Raw genomic sequence first — 17,019 nt, 5'->3', positions numbered from 1 at the left:
TAGGCGTCGACCCGCCACCACACTCACAACCGGCGACGACCCCAGTGCGACACTCGTTCCCATGAGCACCACCTGGGACCCCGCACTCGTCGACCTCGTCCACCTGTGGCGCGTGGACCCCGTCGGACACACCCAACCCCTGCTGGAGACAGCCGCCACGCTCGTCACCGCCGGCACCACCTCCCCGGCACTGGAACGCCTCGCCGCCGAAGGACCTGACGCGTCACGCGGGGGAGTCCACCGCATGGTCACCGAACTGCAGCACGAGATGGGACTGGGCGACATCACCGGCGAGGACGCCCAACAACTCGCCCTGGCAGCCATGACCCGACGCCACATCACCGGGCACGTCACCCACCGCGAACTCACCTACTGGGTCACCCGCGTCATCGGACTGCGCGGCGGCGAAAGCGGACGCATCTTCCTCCAACTCGAGCAGCAGTACTGCGACCGACTCGGCGAAGCCGACGTCACCGACATCGACACCCGCGTCCACGACGAAGCCACCGCCCTGGCCGAAGGCCGACGCTCCCCGTCCGCACCTCCGCTGAAGAAGGGCCTCCTGGGGCTCCTGCGCCGACGCTGAAGCAGTCGAAGCTCGGCCGCGATCGGGCCGGGGACGCTCCCGCCCGATCGAGCAGGTCAGTCAGAGTGCAGGTCAGGGAGTGGCGGCCGACCAATGGGCCACGAGAGCCCCCACCGTGAACGCGAGGACGAAGGTGCCGCGCTGGTCGACGTCGTCGGTCCCGAAGTAGATCCCGTTGCTCAGCGGGATGGACGCTCCACTCGCCGTCACGTTCCCGTGGCGGAACGTCACGACGTTGCGCCCTGTCGTACCTCGAGGGACCACGGTCCACGACGCAGGCGCCGTGAGGTCCGAGTACAGCTTGTCGCCCCCGGACACCGGCACGAAGGTGACCGCCAGAGTGACTCCCGTCGGTGCGACGACGGCATCAGAGCCCACGACCAAGGACGCGCCCTTGAACTGGACCCCGAAGAACTCACCATCGGTCACGACGGAGCTGGCACCTGGGACGAACGTCACTCCGGCAGATCCGGAAACAGCGAAGGCCGGGGCCGCACTGGTGAGTGCCACGACGGGTGGCGTCCACGTGGCCGCTTGCAGGACGGTGCGGCGAGTTGCCTGAGGCATCAGAGTCTCCTGTGCGTGAAGGGGAGCGACGGCGGACCGATCACGGGCGCGCCGGGAAGACGCCCTCGATCGCGATGAGCGCATTCAGCGTCAGGAAAGGCTGCATGTTGGTGTGGGGTTGGCTTTCCCCGACCACCTCGACGTAGTCCGAGACCATCACGCTGTCTGCCTGGGACGGATCAACGAACGCCCTGCTACCCCCGGCCAACGCATGGGCGGCACTGTCAGGAGCAGCCCGCGAGGCCTTGGCATCGGACAACGGAACCGTATGGGCGTGCGCCGGCAGTTCAGCCACGGTGAGCGTTACTTCTTCGGATCCCGCAGGCTCACCCAACGACGTGCGCCTAGGGTTCCTGGGCCCGTTCCCCACCCCCATGGGTGTGCGTCCGCGCAGGTCAGGCAGCCTGAACGTGGTCCGACCGTCACCGCCGTACGTCGTTCCGAGAAGTGAGAACAGGGCCGAGTGCTGGTGGATGGGCAACACCTGACCATCGCAACGGGCCCAGCCCACGGGCACCCGTGAGTGCGCGACCCACTCAATGGAGCCGAGCAAGGGTTCAGCGGACATGATGCTCCTCAGGATCGCGAAGGGTAGGTGCCCGTCAGGGCGATGCAGTACTGGAGGCCCAGCGATGGCTGCTCGTTGCTGTGCGGCTGCGTCTGCCCCTCCACCGACAAGCGTTCTTCACTCGTCGGCTCCGAGTTGTACAGCTGCACGTCACCGCCAGCCGGCCGGTTCTCCACCGGAGATCCGCTGGTCGCAGACCCTCCTGCACGCACAGCGTGGGTGTGCCCGGGCATGTCGGCGGGCAGCAACGTCACCGAACCCTCGCCGCCCATCTCGCCGAGACTGTAGTTGGTCAGTCCGGGACCCTGGCCCACGCCGAGGGCCACGACGCCCCTCAGGTCGGGCAGACCGAACGTGGTCCTGCCGTCGCCGCCGTAGGCCGCACCAACAATGGAAAACAACGCGGTGTTCTGTGCGATCGCCAGGAGTTGGCCATCGCAGGGCGCCCACCCCCTGGGGACGAAGTTGGTCGCGAAGAGGGCGATCTCGCCCAAGAGGGGTTCGTAGTCGGCCACGGGACTCCTTCAGGACGAGCTCGGGAAAACGCCGCTGACGGCGATGATGTAGTGGAGACCGAGGTAGGGCTGACGGTTCTCGTGGACCCGCCACCCGCCGGCACTCGAGGAACGGCCTACGTCGACCTTCGATGCGCTCTGGCTGTACGCCTTCTTCCCGTCAGGCAGCGCGGCACGCACGTTGCCGACCGAGGACCGCGAAGTGGCGGTCTTCGCAGAGACCGCGCTCTGGTGCGTGTGCCCGGGAATGTGCTGCTCCAGCAGCGCCACACCCTCCTGGCCGCCCCGCTCACCCAACGCGCGACCGGACAGACCGAGTCCGTTGCCCTGGTGGATCGGTACTCGCCCCCGCATGTCAGGGAGCGCGAAGGTGGTAATCCCATTGCCGCCGTACGTGGTGCCGAGCAGGGCGAACAGCGCCTGATGGGTAGAGGTTGGCAGTGTCTGGCCCGCGCAGAACATCCAGCCCTGCGGCTCGAAGTTCCCTGCAAAGAGACGGATCTCGCCCACGTGGGGATTACTCATGAGGTTCCTCAGCTGTCGTCCCCAGGGCAACGCGTGTACCCAGGAGCAACAGGCTTCCAGAGCAGGTCCAACTCTGGACGAAATTCCGAATTTCGCCCCAGTGGACTGGTCCAGCGCTCCTTCGCCTCGGGCCGTGGTTCCGCCCGAGCGACAGAACAGAGCGACGGATCAGGACGCGGGGGAGCCCGGGGGCTCAGGCGAGAAGAACGGATCACTCACCCGACGTCCGACGAAGCGGTCCAAGGTCCGCAGGTGCACCTGGTAGAAACCCGCGAGCACTTCAGGTGCCCCGTTGAGCCAGTCTTCGGTTGATCCACCGATGATGTCGTCGTTCAATGCCCATGCCCCCATAGCGTCGCGGTCGTCATGAACCCTACACAAAATCGTTCATTGTGTTCCATAAATAATGGCCGTCGTCCAGCACCCTGCTCGAAACCCTGCGTCCGAGAGCAGCGCCGAACTAGGCTTGCGCGCATGCATGGGGGCATGCGTTTCTCAATGCGCACGAACACGGGGGAGTGGCAGCAGGAAGCCACCTCCCTCGCCGACGACCCCGTCGGATTCGCAGTCGGACGCGGGGCTCGCCTCTTGAGTGGAGACGTGGTCATCGGGAGTCTCTACCTCGACGCACAGCGGCCGGATGCCGGCTCTTCCAGACGATGGCCCTGGCGATCCCGCCGCGCAGCGCACGTGATCCTCTGGATTGAGATCGCCGGCCACCAGCAGAGCATCTGGCTGAGCCGTGCCGAAGCAGCTGCGCTGATGGCCCCATGGGGCCAGACGCTGTGCACCGTTGGCGCACTCGCATTCACGTGCCACTGGATGGACGCCAGCGAGAGCGACGATCTGCGTCGCACCCTGGGAATCACCGCAGACATTGACGTGCCGAGCCACCTCTCGACCACATGATCAGGGGCCGATAACGCCCCAGATGCGTCGGTTTGGTGGCGGAACTATCCTTTTGCCTCGGGCCGGAGACGCGAGAATCCGCCTCAGGGCACGCCTGCCACCTTGAGCATTTGTCATAACTGCGAGCAACGCAGATGTGCGCAAATGCGCCTCAAGGGGCCACGGGGCGGGGTCATCAGGGCGGCCCCGGGAGCCGAGATGCCGCCGGCGCCACATCATCCACTTCGCTCAGAATTGCTCTCACAGAACTCGCTGGGCCACTTCAGCGGAATGCCAGCGCGCCCCGATGCTCGCCAGGCGGGCACGTGGACAATGTCGCCACCAGGAACAACATCGTCAACAACCCCTTCTGGCGACCCCTGAATAAACATCCGATAATCTACATTATGTCAGTCTCTAGTCTGCGTATCGCATCAGATGAATCAATCCGGAGACCTCATCCCACTTCCCCGCGCCGGATGGCAAATCCGACCCTTGCCTACAGGAATGCCGTTTGAGACAGGTTATCTTGCTGATGGCTGGTGATGTGCTCGTAGTCGATTCAGTCCCCCCGAGGCTGACCCACCTGCCTGACCGAAAGAGTTCCAACGGTCGTGGCTGCTCTTGAGTTCCCGGACTTCCTGCTCGAGCGCTTTCAACCTCTCGGCATCACTCGTGGTGAGGCCAGCGACGTGGCCCTCGTCGATGTCGGCCTGGCGGAGCCAGGGCCGCACCGACTCAGTGCCGTACCCGAGCTGGGATGCGACGCGCTGGACCGTGCCGTGCTCCGTGCCGAGCTCGGCGCGCAGGGGTCCCCATCCGCACCGCCGCAGCCTTCTCTTCAGGGCTATATCGACGCGTGGTCGGCTTCCCCGGGGTGGTGTCCTTCGGCATGAGTACATCCTCGTTTCCAAACGAAGGAGACTCCAACCAACCCAGTGCGGTTCAGGTAACGCCGGCCAGAGAACCGCGTCTCGTCGTCGCCATGGCTTGCAGCAGCGGCTGGATCGATGCGGCAGCTGGTGCCGAGTTGGGGTGCAATGCCGCAAGAGGAACTGTTCGGTCCACGAGCCCCGCTGTGCGGTGGGCTCGTGGACCGAACAGCACCTGGTCCTCACCCGGACACGAGCTCTGCTCACCAAGCGGGCATGTTGGTGGGCGATCGGCCAGATCCGACACGAAAACGCCTCGGTGGCCGCCCCACCGCGGGTACGAAGAGCCCGTAAAACCCACCATTTCGTAAATCGGGAAGACCTCGTGCCCTTTCAAGGCGACACGAGGCCTTCCCGCTTATTCATCCCCCGCGGCCACGATGCGTATCAGACAGGGTCTGATTTACATCATCGATGAAATCAAGTTCTGCACCTCCTCGGCCTGGTTCACACCGAAGAATCATTCAAGGGGGTGCGCCGATGCAACCAGAATTCGCCGCTTTCGGCCGTTCGTGTCAGTGACCCGCAAGTAGCCAGCCATACCGAGTTCCATCGAACCAATTTTCGAAATCTCGAGAGACCAACTCTGCGCAGAATTCCGGCAACGAAGCAGTCCGCCTGAAGTGATCTCAAGACGGGGCCAAAAAGTCACCCATAACAGCACTGCCGCGCACTCAGCGAGCAGAAAGCCCACTACAAGAGACCCATCCTCACCTTCGGGATAGTGTCGTAGTACATCGAAGGCCATCAGGGCCGAAAAGAGCGCACCCACGCAATAGCTTGTAGAAAGAGGGATTGAAGTGCGCCACACCATTTTAGCCTCTCGCGTTCCCACTGTCCCACATCACCACCAAGTCTTCTTCTTCTTCTTCGGCGGCGGTTTGTGACAACTAGATGCCGCGCACCCAGCAGTCCAAGTCGTCACATTTGTCTTATAGGGGCTCATCACAATCCAGGGTGTAGGAGTCGGGGTCTGAACCCGCCGGTCTCGAGCAGGCTCCTGGCGATGTAGTTGGTCAGGTTGCGGAACCCGAGCGCTGATCCGCGCAGGTGCTCAAGCCTGCCGTTGATCGCCTCCGTGGGTCCGTTGCTGGTGCCGGGCCGCTCGAAGTAGGCCAGCACGTCCACGGCACGCTTGGTCAGTGTCTTGCCCAGAGTGCTGAGCTCGACCAGCGACTTCGGGACCCCGGCGCCGACCGATGCGATCAACTTCTCCATCAACACCTTTCCCGTGGCGCGGTCGGGCTGACGGTAGCCGGTGATCATGCGCTGGTAGATCCCCCAGGTCGCTTCGACCTCGACGTGGGCATCGGTCGCGAACAACTCGGTCAGCCGATTGCGCTGCTTGTCGGTCAACAACGCGGCACCGGTGTGCAGCGTCCTGCGTGCCCGGTAGAGCGGGTCATTCTTCCGGCCGCGGTGGCCGTGCAGGTCCTGCTGCACCCGACGCCGGCACCGGTCCAGCGCGTCGCCGGCCAACCGGACCACGTGGAAGGGGTCCATCACCGCCACAGCGTCGGGCAGTTCCTCGGTGGTGGCGGTCTTGAAGCCGGTGAACCCGTCCATCGCGACCACCTCCACTCGGTCGCGCCAGGCTTGGGGACGGTCCGCGAGCCAGGTCTTGAACACGGCCTTGGAACGGCCCTCGACCATGTCGAGCAGGCGTGCGGGACCTGTCTTGTCGCGGATTCCGGTGAGGTCGATGACCACGGTCACGTACCGGTCGCCGTGCCTGGTGTGGCGCCACACGTGCTCGTCCACGCCGAGGACCTTCACGCCGTCGAAGCGCAGTGGATCGTCGATGAGAACTCTCTTGCCTTCGGCCAGGACCGCGTCGTTGGCGGTGTTCCACGCGACCCCGAGCCCTTCGGCGACCCGGGCCACGGTCAGATGCTGCACCACGATCGCTTCGAGTGCCCACCGCAACCCGCGGCGCGACAACTTGGCTCGTGGTTCGGCAGCCTTGGTGGTGTCTTGGCGCCACACGTGCCCACAGTCGGTGCACCGGTAGCGACGGATGCTCACGATCAGGGTGGTGGGTCGCCAGCCGAGTGGTTCGTGGGCCAGACGACGGGTCACGGTGTCACGAACGGTGCCTTCGCAGCCGCAGCGTCGGCACCACTGATCGGGTTCGAGAACCCTGCAGGCCAGGACCGAACGATCTGCTTCGAGGCGTTGCCCGGTCCTAACGAGGCCGAGCTCGTCGAGGCGGGCGAACTTGGTCAGGTCAGGGCAAGCGAAGGTAGCGTCAGGCACGTCGAGGTCTTCCAGATGGCGAGCGTGAGAACTTCCATCATCGGGAGACCTCGACGTCTATCCCGACACCGGCCCCGGCTACGTCACTACACCCTCAACTGTGATGAGCCAGAAAACCTCAGCAGCAGCTAATCTCCAGGCCCTGCGATCAGATTGCCATCCCAATCATAGCGCCCCCTCCACCATAGATCAGAGTGGTACTTTTTTGGAGCCAATCTAAGCGCCTCAAAGTAATCATCCGGCTCCCCCCCGAGATCGCGCTCCAGATCATCAAAAATCTGATCCCTAAGATCCGCGGGTAGTTTCTCTCCGCACCAAGGGCAGTACGTGATCCCCTGCGCGACCCGAATAGAGTCCCCCGGGGGAAAAGTCAGGAGAATCGAATACTCTCGAAATTGAGGATCGTACTGCAGTGGTACCCGCTCATCCCTTACTTGAGAAGTCATCAGTTCGCAAGCATGAGGGAGGGTCGACTCCGTCGACGTCGAATTCATTATTCCGGGAACCTTCTGTGAGAAATTCCAGCCTTGTACATTCGCCCTGTCACGGGATTCATTGATCCAATGTGCTTCTTTTTGTGATTGAACACCTCGATGTCATTGTGAGTGAAATCCCAGTAATAATATTGCCTCTTTGAGCCATTCTTGCCATTTATCTTGATTCGACCTCGGTAATTCTTGAAGCTCTTCCAGTACTTTGAATCAGCCGGACCTATACAATTGGTGTTGTGAACGAGCACGGGCTCGTCGCCAATATAGTAGGTCTCGAGATCGGCAACAGTGAGGTTATAGGCCGTCAGCTCCTTCTCAATGACCGTCAACTCCATGACGGTCACGAGTTCGCCGTCGATTCCAACAACCCGGTCCCCGACCCGCAGATCGATTGCATCAACCCAGGCCCGGCCTAGCAGCGGGAGCTTACGCTGCGCCACCCACACTGGATGTTCATCCGTCGCATCAAAGACAGTCCCGTTCGCCAAAACAACGCGAACCATGACATGTGGACCAGCGTGCCTAATCAGGCCAACAACTTGTCGAGGCCCTGCCTCCCCGGTCTCAGGATCCGAAGCCCAAACCTCGTCTCCGTACTCAACATCGGCAATGAATTTGAGCGTGCCATCGCCCATGAGAACCGGCGTGTCCTGATCAGACGAGTTTCGACACGTCCGCGGCTTCGGCTTCGCCAACTTCTTGATGGCCCACTTGCCCAACGCCACGCCGACAGGGATGCAGGGGACACAGCCTTCTCCTGATACATCGTGCTGGTTAATCGGGTCCTGCGGGTAGGCATAGGCCGTGGTGTTTCCGCCGAAGATGGGGTCGACGCTGGTGAACGAACCGCTGTAGGGGTTGTAGACGCGGGCTCCCATGAGTGTGAGGCCGCTGGCGTGGACTTCGCGTTCCTTGGCTCCGAGCCAGCCGTAGCCGAGGCCGCCTTCCCAGGTGGTACCGGACAGCTGGGTCGGGCTCACTCCGGCCCACTGGTAGAGCGGCTGCAGTTGGTTGCCGTACTCGTCGGTCGGTGCCCACGGGGAGATGCCTGTCGGGGTTCCGGTGGCGGGGACGATGACCTGGGTCAGGATGTCGCCGTGGGGGTTCACGATCGGAACCTCGAGGGTGCCAGCGCCGGTCCCGGCGACGTTCTTGCTTGCTGCGAGGTCGCCGTTGAGGCCGGGCAGGGACCATTCGACGTCGCTGGCCTTCTTCGTCCAGGACGCGTTGTCGCTGGAGTCGGTGTAGTAGCGCGTCAGTTCCCCGTCGCTGGTGACGCGACCTGCGGCGTCACGGGTGTAGACCGTGCCATCGAGGGTGCGCACAGCGTCGTCGACGTAGTACTCGATCGCGATGTTGGTGCCGGCGAGTTCAGCCTTGGGGGTGTCGTTGCCGGGCATGGTGGTGACGCGCCCGACTCCGTCGTAGACGTAGCCCGAGGGGGTCGTGAAGCGGTCGGCGTTGTCGTAGGTCCACGTCAGGGTGTTGTTCGCTGGCGTGGTGGTGCAGGATTCGGTGGTCTTGCTGGTGCGGTTGCCGTTCTTGTCGAACGCGTATTCGCGCGTCAGGCAGGCCGGGGTTCCGCCTTGTACCGAGGTGGTGTCGGTGACCTTGGTCAGACGAGATGCGCGGTCGTAGTTGTACTCGATGGTGGCCGAGTCCAGGGTCGGGGCGCTATCCAGCACGTCGCCGGCCATGTCGTACTCGGTGTGCTGGACGACTCCACCCGGGCTGGCCTGGGTGACGAGTCGGCTGATCAGAAAGTGATGCACATGGACACCCACTACGGAACCCACATCGACGCTGCCCACCCCGCTGAGACCGCTGTGGCCGTCGAGCTCTACTTCCCTGACGACGCGACCGCCCACCTGATCCGCGACTTGGTGACCTGACTTCTCACAAGTCCCGCCCCCGCGTCCGGCTCTCCCCCACCGCGGTTGCTTTCCTCTCCATCACGACGCGTGAACGTGCTGGAGAGGGCATCATGACCCAAGCACCCGAGCCGCTGCTGGACGGCCTGAAGCAACTGCAGGCCAGTGCAATCGAGTTCCTCGAAACCGTCGCTCCGCTGTTCTCCCCCTCGGAGGTGCCAGCCGGTGCCACCACCTCGGGCGCAGATGAGTGACCTGGACGCCGTCGAGGGGGCGATCCGCGGCGTCGACGAGATGCTCAGAGAACTCAGGCGTGCCGCTGCCTCGGCCGAAGACATCGTCGCCGCGACCGAAAGCGCGCTGACGGTCCTCGCATCAGCACGCACCGACAGCGAAGCTGCGTCACGCAACCGCAAGGATTCCCGCGCCTTCGAGGACGCCTACGACGGCCTGCGCGGACTCCAGAGACGCGCTGCCCTCATGAGCGAGGACGCCACCGAGATCGTCACACGAACGCAGCGGGCCAGCGACGCCATCGACTTCGCGCACAGCCAGGTCGCCGCACTGTCGAACCCAAACGCGGCAGAGCGCCTGAACAACCGCCTGACCTCAGCCAAGGACATCCTGGATGTGGCACGCTCGGATGCCTCCCAAATCCGTCCAGCCACCTGACGTCGTACTGCTCACCGGACAGAACGACGACGCCGTCCTCGTACAGGAATGCCGTCCGCTCGCAGGACTCCGATTCCAGCGGAACCTCGCCAGCGGGCTGTTTCACCCGCACCGGTTGTTCCTCCTCATAGCCATCGGCCGAAGGATGAGCGTTGTCGAGGTACTCATCTGCCTGAATGTCTGCGCCCATCGCCGCGATCAGCGCGATCTGTTCACGATGGCTGCTCCACCTGCAGGGTGGATCTCAGGCCTGACTCCCCTGGCCCTGGGTCCACGCTTCAACGAGACGCCGCTCTGCGGCACTGCCGTCTCCCAGGATCTCCTGTACCCAGGACCTCGCCTCGTCGAGATCACCCGCGCCGTGCTCACCGAGCGTTTCGATGTCGACGAAGTCCTTGCTGCGCCCGAACAGTGTCTTGAAGATCAACAGGTCAGTGGCGGTGATGACCTTCACCGTGACGCCGTCGGCAAACCGGTACGGCACCGCGCGCTTGGCGACCTGGGCGTGGAACGTCGGGTGCTGCGGCAAGAACAAGTCCAGCGGAGTGTTCGGATCTGCCCAGTGGAAACGGACCTGGCCTGTCGCGCGCAGTTGGTCGGCTGCCTCGGGCAACGGCTCGAGGTCCGAGGGCAGTGCCGCAAGGAGCGGCTCCGGGTGGTCGGCATCAGCGATCACGTTGAGGTCGATGTCCGCGGTGAACCGAGGTTCCGCGTGAACCGCCAGCGCAAGTGCTCCGCCCACGGCATGGTCGAAGCCGGCCACCGTCAAGGCAGTGGAGACCTCATGGAGCCGGCGCAACAGCACGGGCATGCTCATGCGGCGCTCCCTGCGCGTTCTCGCGCCGCAGCCCACACGTCGCTCAGGTCAGGCAGAGGCTTGAACGTCTTCGCGGGGAACGTCTCCCCCAGTTCGAGCACTGCGATCAGACGCTCACGTCGTTCAGGATTCTCACTGACGCGATGGGCCATGGTCGTGATCTGCGCGTCGACCTGGCAGCCCGCCGCGGCAGCGAGCTTGTTGAGCTGACGAGTCGTCGGGGCCTTGGTCCCAGACAGGTAGGCATCGATCGCCGTGCGACTGACGCCGGAACGACGAGACAGTTCGGCCTTGGACAGCCCGCCGACGGCGAGCAGTTCGGCCATCAGGGCGGACGGGTTCATGAACATGAGCCTATGTAGCCCTTTGGCTACATGCAAGGCCCTGCCCTCCCCCCCGTCACGCAATGACCTCGAGCCAGGGCGGACCACCACTGCGCAGGAAGACCGTGCGTGACGGCAGATCGGACCGAACCGGGATCGTCGACTCGTACATGGCGTGCAGCACCCAGCGGCTCGATTCCCACCCGACGACGTCCGCGCCGCAGTGGTCGTCGTGGTCACGACGCCAGTCGCCCGGGCCGGGGAAGGTCGTACTGTCACCCAGCCACTGCATGCGGGCATGAGAACACGCACGACGAACGTCGGCGGCGCGCACTGGAGCCCTCTGCGGAGCGCGCCCTGATCCGCCCTGATCGCCTCAGGACGACTAACGTCGTTCCCATGTCCCGCCTCACTGCCCTCTCCGTCGAGATCTCCGACCTCAAGTGCACGCGCTTCGAGTCCCCCACCCCGCACCTGTTGTTCCTCGTGGGGAACACCAAGGTGCGCGCCTTCGAAGCCCCGCACCGCGGTATCCGTCTGGAGAACCTCGACACCGACGGTGACTGGCAGCCCGCCGGCACCACCTACGGCGAGAACGACCCCTACACCGTCGTCGCCGCCGCCACCGCCATCCGCGCACTGACTGAGCCCGGCGAGCCCGCCTACACCGAGGAGATCGACTTCCTCGCCGCCCTCGCGGCTGAGTTGAAGGAGATCCGTACCTCCACCGAGACCGTCGGCGACGAGGTCTTCCTCACCGCCCTCAGCGACGCCCCCGAGGCCGACGTCATGGTTCTCCTGGACTACGACGACGACGAGAACCTGCTCGCCAGCGTCGTCCCCGGATTCATCGTCGACGACGAGCCCGTCTCCCCCGCCGACCTCGGGCTCCGTGGCCCCGTCACCCTGCCTGCCTCCGACGTCGCAGCAGTCGCCGCCCAGATCCGCCAGGAGCTCGACGACCTGGGCGACCTCATGATCGAGGTCTTCGACGCCATGGACGCCGCCGAAGAGGCCTGAGCCTCCCCGCTCGCCCCGAAACACCCGTCCGGATCCCGCAAGAGCGCGGGATCCGGACGTTGCGCTTTCTCGGGGCTGCACCGCGCCATCACTCCCCCGGACGTCTGCAGGTGCCACGCAGTCCGGCCCCGGTGTCCAGTCACTTCGTTGTGGCGGCGCCGAAGGCGCTCGAAGGCGATGGACATCGACACGCGGTGTTGCGCTTAACGGACTGCATCGTGATGCCAGTTCGCCAGCCCGCCTCGGGCCCCGGGGCCCGGTCAGCCCGTAGTGCTTCCTGGCGAGCGCCACCTCGCCCTCCCCTCATGGCAACGCCCCTTTCCAGTAGGCACCATTGAGGAAAGGGGCGTTGCCATGCGAAGCCTGCCCGCAGAGCAGCCCACTCCCCGCGGTGAAGTGGCTACGCTCGTCTCAGCGACTCTTCTTGCCCGGTGTGGGGAACTTGAGGGGCAGCTTCACGGGCTTGGTGGGCTTCGCTTTGCCGGGCTTGGGATAAACGGCGTCGACCTCCACCTCGACAAGCCAGCCGTTGACGGGGAGGTTCTCGATCTCGAGGGCGAAGCGTGAGGGCCGCGCCGGGTTCACCACCATCGGTTCCATCGTGGTGGAGCCCATGGAGACACTCATCGTCTCGCCGGTCTTGAGGTTGGTGTTGGCGAAGAACTGTCGGTAGGCGCGGTTCCAGCCGTTGAAGTCCATCTTCTCCTCCCCCGCTGGGTTCTGCAGGAACACGCGCATGGAGACGACGTCGCTGTAGCTGAGGCCGGCCTTGGCGAGGTTCTCGCCTATCCGCATGAGCACATTGATGCCCTGGGCTTCGGTGATGGTGACGCCCGCCGGGAGAACACCGCCGGGGAACACGTCCGTCGGAATGTAGCGGGCCTCGGCTGCCGACCCAACGGTCGAGGGGGTCGCATTGAGAGCAGAGGGCCCCAGGCCCGAGGACTTGTACCAGTCGACGTCCTTGCCGATGGCCACTCCGTCTGCGATCTGAGCGGTGTCTCCGGTGATGAATGAGTAGGAGGTCGCTGGCTCGGGGCGGAAGAGCTGCTGGTGAGCCAGAGCGGTGGTGGGAACGGCGAGCGCGGTGGTCAGGGCTGCGGTGGTGAGGATCTTGGTTCGGGTCTTCACGGCTGTCCTTCCGAAAGGGAGTCCCACGGCAGTGGGAGGCGACGCCTGGGGGCGTCCGTCCCCGGAACGTAGGGGTGGCGGGTGTCGGGCGTGAGGCGCACACGTTGCGCGCATGAGGCCAAGTGCTCACTGTGTTTCGGGCGTGCAACCCAGGGTGGCTCCAACCCGGTACGTGACCGCGCTCAGGCGTGGTCGTGGGGCTGCTGGACGCGCGAGGGGTTGTCACTCGGGTGTCGCGCAGGCGTAACAGGAGGTTCCTAGCGTCCGGTGCATCCCGGTGCGGTGCTCGTCTGGAGGGCGAGAGTTCGCGTGTCATCGGGACGGACGAGAGGGCTACACCGTGAACGAACAGCAGATCCTCGACGGCGTCTCGCGGCGCAGTGTCCTGCAGGCGGTCGGCGCGAGCACGAGCGCAGGCGTGATGTTCGCCGCGATGGGAGCGATCGGGATGGCCCCGACCGCGGCGGGGCAACCGGGCGCCCAGGCGTGGGTGCCGCCGGGGCGCAGCGACTTCAACCTGACGGGCAGGGCCAAGAAGAAGGTCGTCGTGGTGGGCGGCGGTCCTGCAGGCCTGGCGACGGCGTACGAGCTCCAGAAGGCCGGGTACAAGGTGACGGTGCTGGAGGCACGGCACCGAGTGGGTGGGCGCACGCTGACCATCCGGGATGGCGACTCCGAGACGGATCTGGACGGGGTGAAGCAGACTGCGCGGTTCGACAAGGGCATCTACATGAATGCGGGTGCGGGCCGTATCGCGCAGTGGATGGTCACGATGGACTACATGCGTGAACTGGGTGTTCCGTACGAGGTGTTCACGAACGCCAATGCGGATGCATACCTCTACAACGAGAAGACGGGGTCGACGCCCGGGAACCCGACGCGGTACCGCACGGCGAAGGCTGACGTGTTCGGGTACACCTCGGAGTTGTTGCACCTGGCGACCGACCAGGGGGCGCTGGACGCGCAGTTGACTGCGGAGGACAAGGAGAACCTTCGGGCGTTCCTGCGCTCGTGGGGATCGCTCTCGGGCGGCAAGTACAGCGGGGGCAGCAATCGGGGTTACTCGACGTACCCGTCGGCGTGGAACGAGCACGGGACGGCGTTGCCGGGCCCTGGTTCGATGTCGTCGGTGCTCGCGTCGAAGTTCGGGTCGTACTTCTCGTTCGAGGTCAACTGGGAACAGGCGATGTTGATGTTCCAGCCCGTGGGCGGGATGGACACCATCTATCAGTACTTCGCGAAGCAGGTCGGGTGGGAGAACGTGCTCCTGAACTCACCGGTGTCGGGGGTGAAGAACACTCCGAAGGGCGTGACTGTCACCTACAGCCCGACGAACGGGCGTCCCAAGCAGATCGATGCGGACTTCGCAGTGGTGTGTGCCCCGGCGGGTCTGATGCGCAGGTGGGACACCAATTGGGGCAGCGAGATCGATGCCGCGCTGGGCGAGTTCGCGGTCGGCTCCCCTGCGGGCAAGATCGGTCTGCAGTACCGCTCACGGTGGTGGGAGACCGATCACCGCATCTACGGCGGTATCACCGAGACGGACATGGACCTGGCTCATGTGTGGCACCCCTCCTACGGGTATGGCGCGAAGAAGGGGCTGATGGTCGGCTACTACAACACCGGAGCCAACGCTCGGACCTATGCAGATCTTTCCCCGAAGCAGCGTCAGGCCAGGGCGGTGGCGCTGGGCGAGAAGATCTTCGGGCCGAAGTACCGCACGGAGTTGGAGAGTTCGTTCTCGATCGCGTGGCACAAGGTTCCCTACATCGAAGGAGCCTGGGCCTACCCCAACACGTCGTCGGCGCGGTTCAAGAAGCTGCAGCAGGGCGTGGGTAACACCTACTTCGCCGGTGACTGGATGTCGGAGATCTCGGCGTGGCAGCACGGTGCGTTCTGGGCTGCGCGGTACTCGGTGCAGGCGCTGCACCAGCGGGTGATGTCGACCTGAGGCGGTGGGGCGTCGTCGGGATTCCGGCGGCGCCCCGCTGCTGTGTGAAAGGCTCGGTGAGGCCAGCAGGTTCAGGCGGCGAACGCACTCCAGCGGCCCCGACGCCGCTCCAGGGTGAGCGGATACGCGTAGCACTCCGACACACTGGCCGAGGTGAGGACCTCCTCGACCGGCCCGGCCGCCATCACGCGTCCGGCCTTCACCAGGACGGCATGGCTGGTGGTGGCGGGCAGTTCCTCGAGGTGGTGCGTCACCGTGACGGTGGTCAACTCCGGACGGGTCTCCTGCATCTCGCCGATGGTGCGGACCATCTGTTCGCGGGTCGCGAGGTCGAGTCCGGTGCTGGGTTCGTCGAGCAGCACCAGCGGCGGGTCAGTGACGAGCGCCCGAGCGATGAGCGCCTTGCCGCGCTCGCCCTGGCTCATCGTCAGCCAGCGAGCGGCCGCCGGATCGTCGAGGCCGAACTCCTTGCAGAGCATCTCCGCGCGATGACGGATCTCGTCGGAGTACGCCCCCGGCCCGAGGAGTTCGACGGTGGCGGTTTCTCCGGTGAGTGCGACGTCGAGGGCGCTGAGGTTGCTGCTCAGGGGGTGGCGTGGGGTGACGTGTCCGATGCGTCGTCGCAGGTCGCGGAGGTCGACGCGGCCGAGTTGGTCGCCGAGGACGTGGACGGTTCCTGTGGTGGGGAAGGTGGTGGCGGCGAGGAGGTTCATGATGGTGGTCTTGCCTGCGCCGTTGGGGCCGATCATGGCCCAGTGTTGGCCGACGCCGACGTCGAAGGTGACGTCCTCGAGGATCATCTGGCTTGCTCGGCGGACGGACACCTGGTTGATCTGGAGCGCGTACACCCCAGCAGGTTACGCCGGGGTGTACGCGTGGTGGGTGGTGCGTCAGGCCTCCCTGATGCGGAGGACGAGCTTGCCGCGGGTGTGCTTGGTGTCGAGTTGGGTGTGGGCGCGGACGATGTCGTCGAGGGGGAAGGTTTCTTGGACTTCGGCGTGGAGTTCGCCGGTGGCGGCGAGTGCGGCGAGGTGGGTGAGGCGTGCGGCGGAGCGTTGGACGCGGACGAGGGGGACGCTGCGCTGGGCGGTGGCGGGTACGAGGGTGATGGTCCGGTTCAGGGGGACGAGTTCGAGGGTGGATTCGATGTTGTCCCAGACTCCGCTCATGTCGACGGCGGCGTCGATGCCTGGGTGGTCGCCTTCACGGAGGGCGGTGCGGAGGCGGTCGGCGAGTCCGGGGCCGTAGGCGACGGGGGTGGCGCCGAGTCGGCGGAGGTAGTCGTGGTTGGCGGGTGAGGCGGTGCCGATGACGTGGATGCCTGCGCGGTGGGCGAGTTGGACGAGGAGTGAGCCGACTCCTCCGGTGGCGCCGTGGGCGAGGAGGGTCTGCCCTGGCGTGAGTGCGAGGGTGTCGAGGACGGTGAGGGCGGTCTGTCCGACGCCGGAGAGGCCGCCTGCGACGTTCCAGTCGAGCGGTGCGGGCTTGGGGGCGATCTGGGTGGCGGGCAGGACGTGGGTCTCGGCGTAGGAGCCGAGGGCACCGAAGCCGATGATCTCCTCACCGACGGTGAACCCGGTGACGCCGGGGCCGATCTCGGTGATGCGTCCGACGAGTTCGGTTCCCAGGCGTAGGGGTGCCTGTCCGCCCATCTCTCCGCGGCGCATCATGGCGTCGACGGGGTTGAGTCCTGCGGTCACGACGTCGACCTTGACCTGGCCGGGTCCGACGGTGGGTTCGGGGAGGTCGAGGACCTCGAGGACGTCGGGTCCTCCGAATCGGGTGGCGACCACTGCGCGCATGTCCTGCTCCTCGTGTCGGGTGTGGGTGTTCCACCTCACCATCATCTGTACCTACAGATGTCTACATGGCGCAGAGCACATTCATTCCCGGTCACAATGGGCCC

19 protein-coding genes and 2 pseudogenes are annotated in these 17,019 nt (G+C 65.0%); 6 read left to right on the top strand and 15 right to left on the bottom strand.

The annotated features are described in order from the left end of the window. Positions 1-61: 61 nt before the first annotated feature. Positions 62-586: a hypothetical protein gene (locus tag EOV43_RS07625; protein ID WP_128220715.1), complete on the top strand. Its 525-nt coding sequence runs from the start codon at positions 62-64 to the stop codon at positions 584-586. A gap of 72 nt (positions 587-658) precedes the next feature. Here the strand turns inward: EOV43_RS07625 and EOV43_RS07620 are convergent, their stop codons facing one another. From EOV43_RS07620 to EOV43_RS07605, 5 genes and pseudogenes are all read right to left on the bottom strand, one after another. After that, the gene (locus EOV43_RS07620) at positions 659-1,153 is read right to left on the bottom strand and encodes a hypothetical protein (protein ID WP_128220713.1); all 495 of its coding nucleotides are present in this window, start codon (positions 1,151-1,153) and stop codon (positions 659-661) included. A 40-nt stretch (positions 1,154-1,193) separates the two neighbouring features. Next, positions 1,194-1,448: a phage tail protein gene (locus EOV43_RS15695; protein ID WP_239022017.1), complete on the bottom strand. Its 255-nt coding sequence runs from the start codon at positions 1,446-1,448 to the stop codon at positions 1,194-1,196. A gap of 93 nt (positions 1,449-1,541) precedes the next feature. After that, a pseudogene (locus EOV43_RS15980) lies at positions 1,542-1,721 on the bottom strand (phage tail protein); the annotation flags it as partial. Between the two features lie 8 nt (positions 1,722-1,729). Further along, entirely contained in the window at positions 1,730-2,236 is a 507-nt protein-coding gene (locus tag EOV43_RS07610) for a phage tail protein (RefSeq protein ID WP_128220709.1), read from the bottom strand. Between the two features lie 9 nt (positions 2,237-2,245). Continuing rightward, entirely contained in the window at positions 2,246-2,761 is a 516-nt protein-coding gene (locus EOV43_RS07605; protein WP_128220707.1) for a phage tail protein, read from the bottom strand. Positions 2,762-3,247: 486 nt separating this feature from the next. Here EOV43_RS07605 and EOV43_RS07600 point away from each other — a divergent pair, with 486 nt between their 5' ends. After that, positions 3,248-3,670, top strand: a complete 423-nt coding sequence (locus EOV43_RS07600) for a hypothetical protein (protein ID WP_128220705.1) — start codon at positions 3,248-3,250, stop codon at positions 3,668-3,670. A gap of 590 nt (positions 3,671-4,260) precedes the next feature. On the opposite strand, the pseudogene EOV43_RS07595 reads toward EOV43_RS07600, so the two are convergent. The 4 genes and pseudogenes from EOV43_RS07595 to EOV43_RS07585 form a co-directional block, all read right to left on the bottom strand. Next, a pseudogene (locus EOV43_RS07595) lies at positions 4,261-4,543 on the bottom strand (transposase); the annotation flags it as partial. Positions 4,544-5,526: 983 nt separating this feature from the next. Next, positions 5,527-6,837, bottom strand: a complete 1,311-nt coding sequence (locus EOV43_RS07590; protein ID WP_128220703.1) for an ISL3 family transposase — start codon at positions 6,835-6,837, stop codon at positions 5,527-5,529. Positions 6,838-6,965: 128 nt separating this feature from the next. Further along, positions 6,966-7,331, bottom strand: coding sequence for a DUF6980 family protein (locus tag EOV43_RS15975; RefSeq protein WP_378528464.1), 366 nt, complete (start codon positions 7,329-7,331; stop codon positions 6,966-6,968). Further along, positions 7,331-9,025 carry a polymorphic toxin-type HINT domain-containing protein gene (locus EOV43_RS07585; protein ID WP_128220701.1) on the bottom strand — a complete coding sequence of 565 codons (1,695 nt, stop codon included), beginning with the start codon at positions 9,023-9,025 and terminating at the stop codon, positions 7,331-7,333. The genes EOV43_RS15975 and EOV43_RS07585 overlap by 1 nt, the downstream gene beginning before the upstream one ends. Before the next feature lie 287 nt (positions 9,026-9,312). On the opposite strand from EOV43_RS07585, the gene EOV43_RS15415 reads away from it, so the two are divergent. Both EOV43_RS15415 and EOV43_RS07580 read left to right on the top strand, forming a co-directional pair. Next, a complete protein-coding gene (locus EOV43_RS15415; RefSeq protein WP_164878758.1) occupies positions 9,313-9,453 on the top strand; it encodes a hypothetical protein in 141 nt (46 codons plus the stop codon). After that, positions 9,446-9,871 (top strand): hypothetical protein, encoded by a 426-nt coding sequence (locus tag EOV43_RS07580; RefSeq protein WP_128220699.1) that lies wholly within the window; start codon positions 9,446-9,448, stop codon positions 9,869-9,871. Before EOV43_RS15415 ends, EOV43_RS07580 begins: the two co-directional genes overlap by 8 nt. A 244-nt stretch (positions 9,872-10,115) precedes the next feature. Here the strand turns inward: EOV43_RS07580 and EOV43_RS07575 are convergent, their stop codons facing one another. Genes EOV43_RS07575 through EOV43_RS15410 form a run of 3 tightly spaced genes read right to left on the bottom strand, consistent with a single transcriptional unit; the run spans position 10,116 to position 11,303 of the window. Next, positions 10,116-10,688, bottom strand: coding sequence for a hypothetical protein (locus tag EOV43_RS07575; RefSeq protein ID WP_128220697.1), 573 nt, complete (start codon positions 10,686-10,688; stop codon positions 10,116-10,118). Then, complete coding sequence (locus EOV43_RS07570) at positions 10,685-11,032, bottom strand: helix-turn-helix domain-containing protein (RefSeq protein WP_338323510.1); 348 nt, start codon at positions 11,030-11,032, stop codon at positions 10,685-10,687. Before EOV43_RS07570 ends, EOV43_RS07575 begins: the two co-directional genes overlap by 4 nt. Before the next feature lie 55 nt (positions 11,033-11,087). Then, entirely contained in the window at positions 11,088-11,303 is a 216-nt protein-coding gene (locus EOV43_RS15410; protein WP_164878760.1) for a hypothetical protein, read from the bottom strand. Positions 11,304-11,410: 107 nt separating this feature from the next. Here EOV43_RS15410 and EOV43_RS07565 point away from each other — a divergent pair, with 107 nt between their 5' ends. Beyond that, a complete protein-coding gene (locus EOV43_RS07565) occupies positions 11,411-12,031 on the top strand; it encodes a hypothetical protein (RefSeq protein ID WP_128220693.1) in 621 nt (206 codons plus the stop codon). A 411-nt stretch (positions 12,032-12,442) separates the two neighbouring features. Here the strand turns inward: EOV43_RS07565 and EOV43_RS07560 are convergent, their stop codons facing one another. Continuing rightward, on the bottom strand, positions 12,443-13,162 hold the full coding sequence (locus tag EOV43_RS07560) for a Rid family hydrolase (protein ID WP_239022016.1): 720 nt from the start codon (positions 13,160-13,162) through the stop codon (positions 12,443-12,445). A 340-nt stretch (positions 13,163-13,502) separates the two neighbouring features. On the opposite strand from EOV43_RS07560, the gene EOV43_RS07555 reads away from it, so the two are divergent. Further along, positions 13,503-15,113 (top strand): flavin monoamine oxidase family protein, encoded by a 1,611-nt coding sequence (locus tag EOV43_RS07555; protein WP_239022015.1) that lies wholly within the window; start codon positions 13,503-13,505, stop codon positions 15,111-15,113. Positions 15,114-15,184: 71 nt separating this feature from the next. Here the strand turns inward: EOV43_RS07555 and EOV43_RS07550 are convergent, their stop codons facing one another. Continuing rightward, entirely contained in the window at positions 15,185-15,961 is a 777-nt protein-coding gene (locus tag EOV43_RS07550; protein WP_239022263.1) for an ABC transporter ATP-binding protein, read from the bottom strand. 42 nt (positions 15,962-16,003) lie between these two features. Beyond that, positions 16,004-16,915, bottom strand: a complete 912-nt coding sequence (locus EOV43_RS07545) for an NADP-dependent oxidoreductase (protein ID WP_128220689.1) — start codon at positions 16,913-16,915, stop codon at positions 16,004-16,006. Positions 16,916-17,019 lie beyond the last annotated feature (104 nt).

This window comes from Nocardioides yefusunii, from assembly GCF_004014875.1.
GTDB classification, from domain to species: Bacteria; Actinomycetota; Actinomycetes; order Propionibacteriales; family Nocardioidaceae; genus Nocardioides; species Nocardioides yefusunii.
This window is presented reverse-complemented; position numbering and strand designations above follow the sequence as displayed.

Excerpts from the sequence above, each read along its gene's own strand:
- EOV43_RS15975 (WP_378528464.1), bottom strand. The coding sequence starts at position 7,331 with ATGAATTCGACGTCGACGGAGTCGACCCTCCCTCATGCTTGCGAACTG.
- EOV43_RS07600 (WP_128220705.1), top strand. The coding sequence starts at position 3,248 with ATGCGTTTCTCAATGCGCACGAACACGGGGGAGTGGCAGCAGGAAGCC.
- EOV43_RS07625 (WP_128220715.1), top strand. The coding sequence starts at position 62 with ATGAGCACCACCTGGGACCCCGCACTCGTCGACCTCGTCCACCTGTGG.
- EOV43_RS07585 (WP_128220701.1), bottom strand. The coding sequence starts at position 9,025 with ATGGCCGGCGACGTGCTGGATAGCGCCCCGACCCTGGACTCGGCCACC.
- EOV43_RS07545 (WP_128220689.1), bottom strand. The coding sequence starts at position 16,915 with ATGCGCGCAGTGGTCGCCACCCGATTCGGAGGACCCGACGTCCTCGAG.
- EOV43_RS07580 (WP_128220699.1), top strand. The coding sequence starts at position 9,446 with ATGAGTGACCTGGACGCCGTCGAGGGGGCGATCCGCGGCGTCGACGAG.
- EOV43_RS07620 (WP_128220713.1), bottom strand. The coding sequence starts at position 1,153 with ATGCCTCAGGCAACTCGCCGCACCGTCCTGCAAGCGGCCACGTGGACG.
- EOV43_RS07570 (WP_338323510.1), bottom strand. The coding sequence starts at position 11,032 with ATGAACCCGTCCGCCCTGATGGCCGAACTGCTCGCCGTCGGCGGGCTG.
- EOV43_RS07565 (WP_128220693.1), top strand. The coding sequence starts at position 11,411 with ATGTCCCGCCTCACTGCCCTCTCCGTCGAGATCTCCGACCTCAAGTGC.
- EOV43_RS07575 (WP_128220697.1), bottom strand. The coding sequence starts at position 10,688 with ATGAGCATGCCCGTGCTGTTGCGCCGGCTCCATGAGGTCTCCACTGCC.
- EOV43_RS07605 (WP_128220707.1), bottom strand. The coding sequence starts at position 2,761 with ATGAGTAATCCCCACGTGGGCGAGATCCGTCTCTTTGCAGGGAACTTC.
- EOV43_RS15415 (WP_164878758.1), top strand. The coding sequence starts at position 9,313 with ATGACCCAAGCACCCGAGCCGCTGCTGGACGGCCTGAAGCAACTGCAG.
- EOV43_RS15410 (WP_164878760.1), bottom strand. The coding sequence starts at position 11,303 with ATGCAGTGGCTGGGTGACAGTACGACCTTCCCCGGCCCGGGCGACTGG.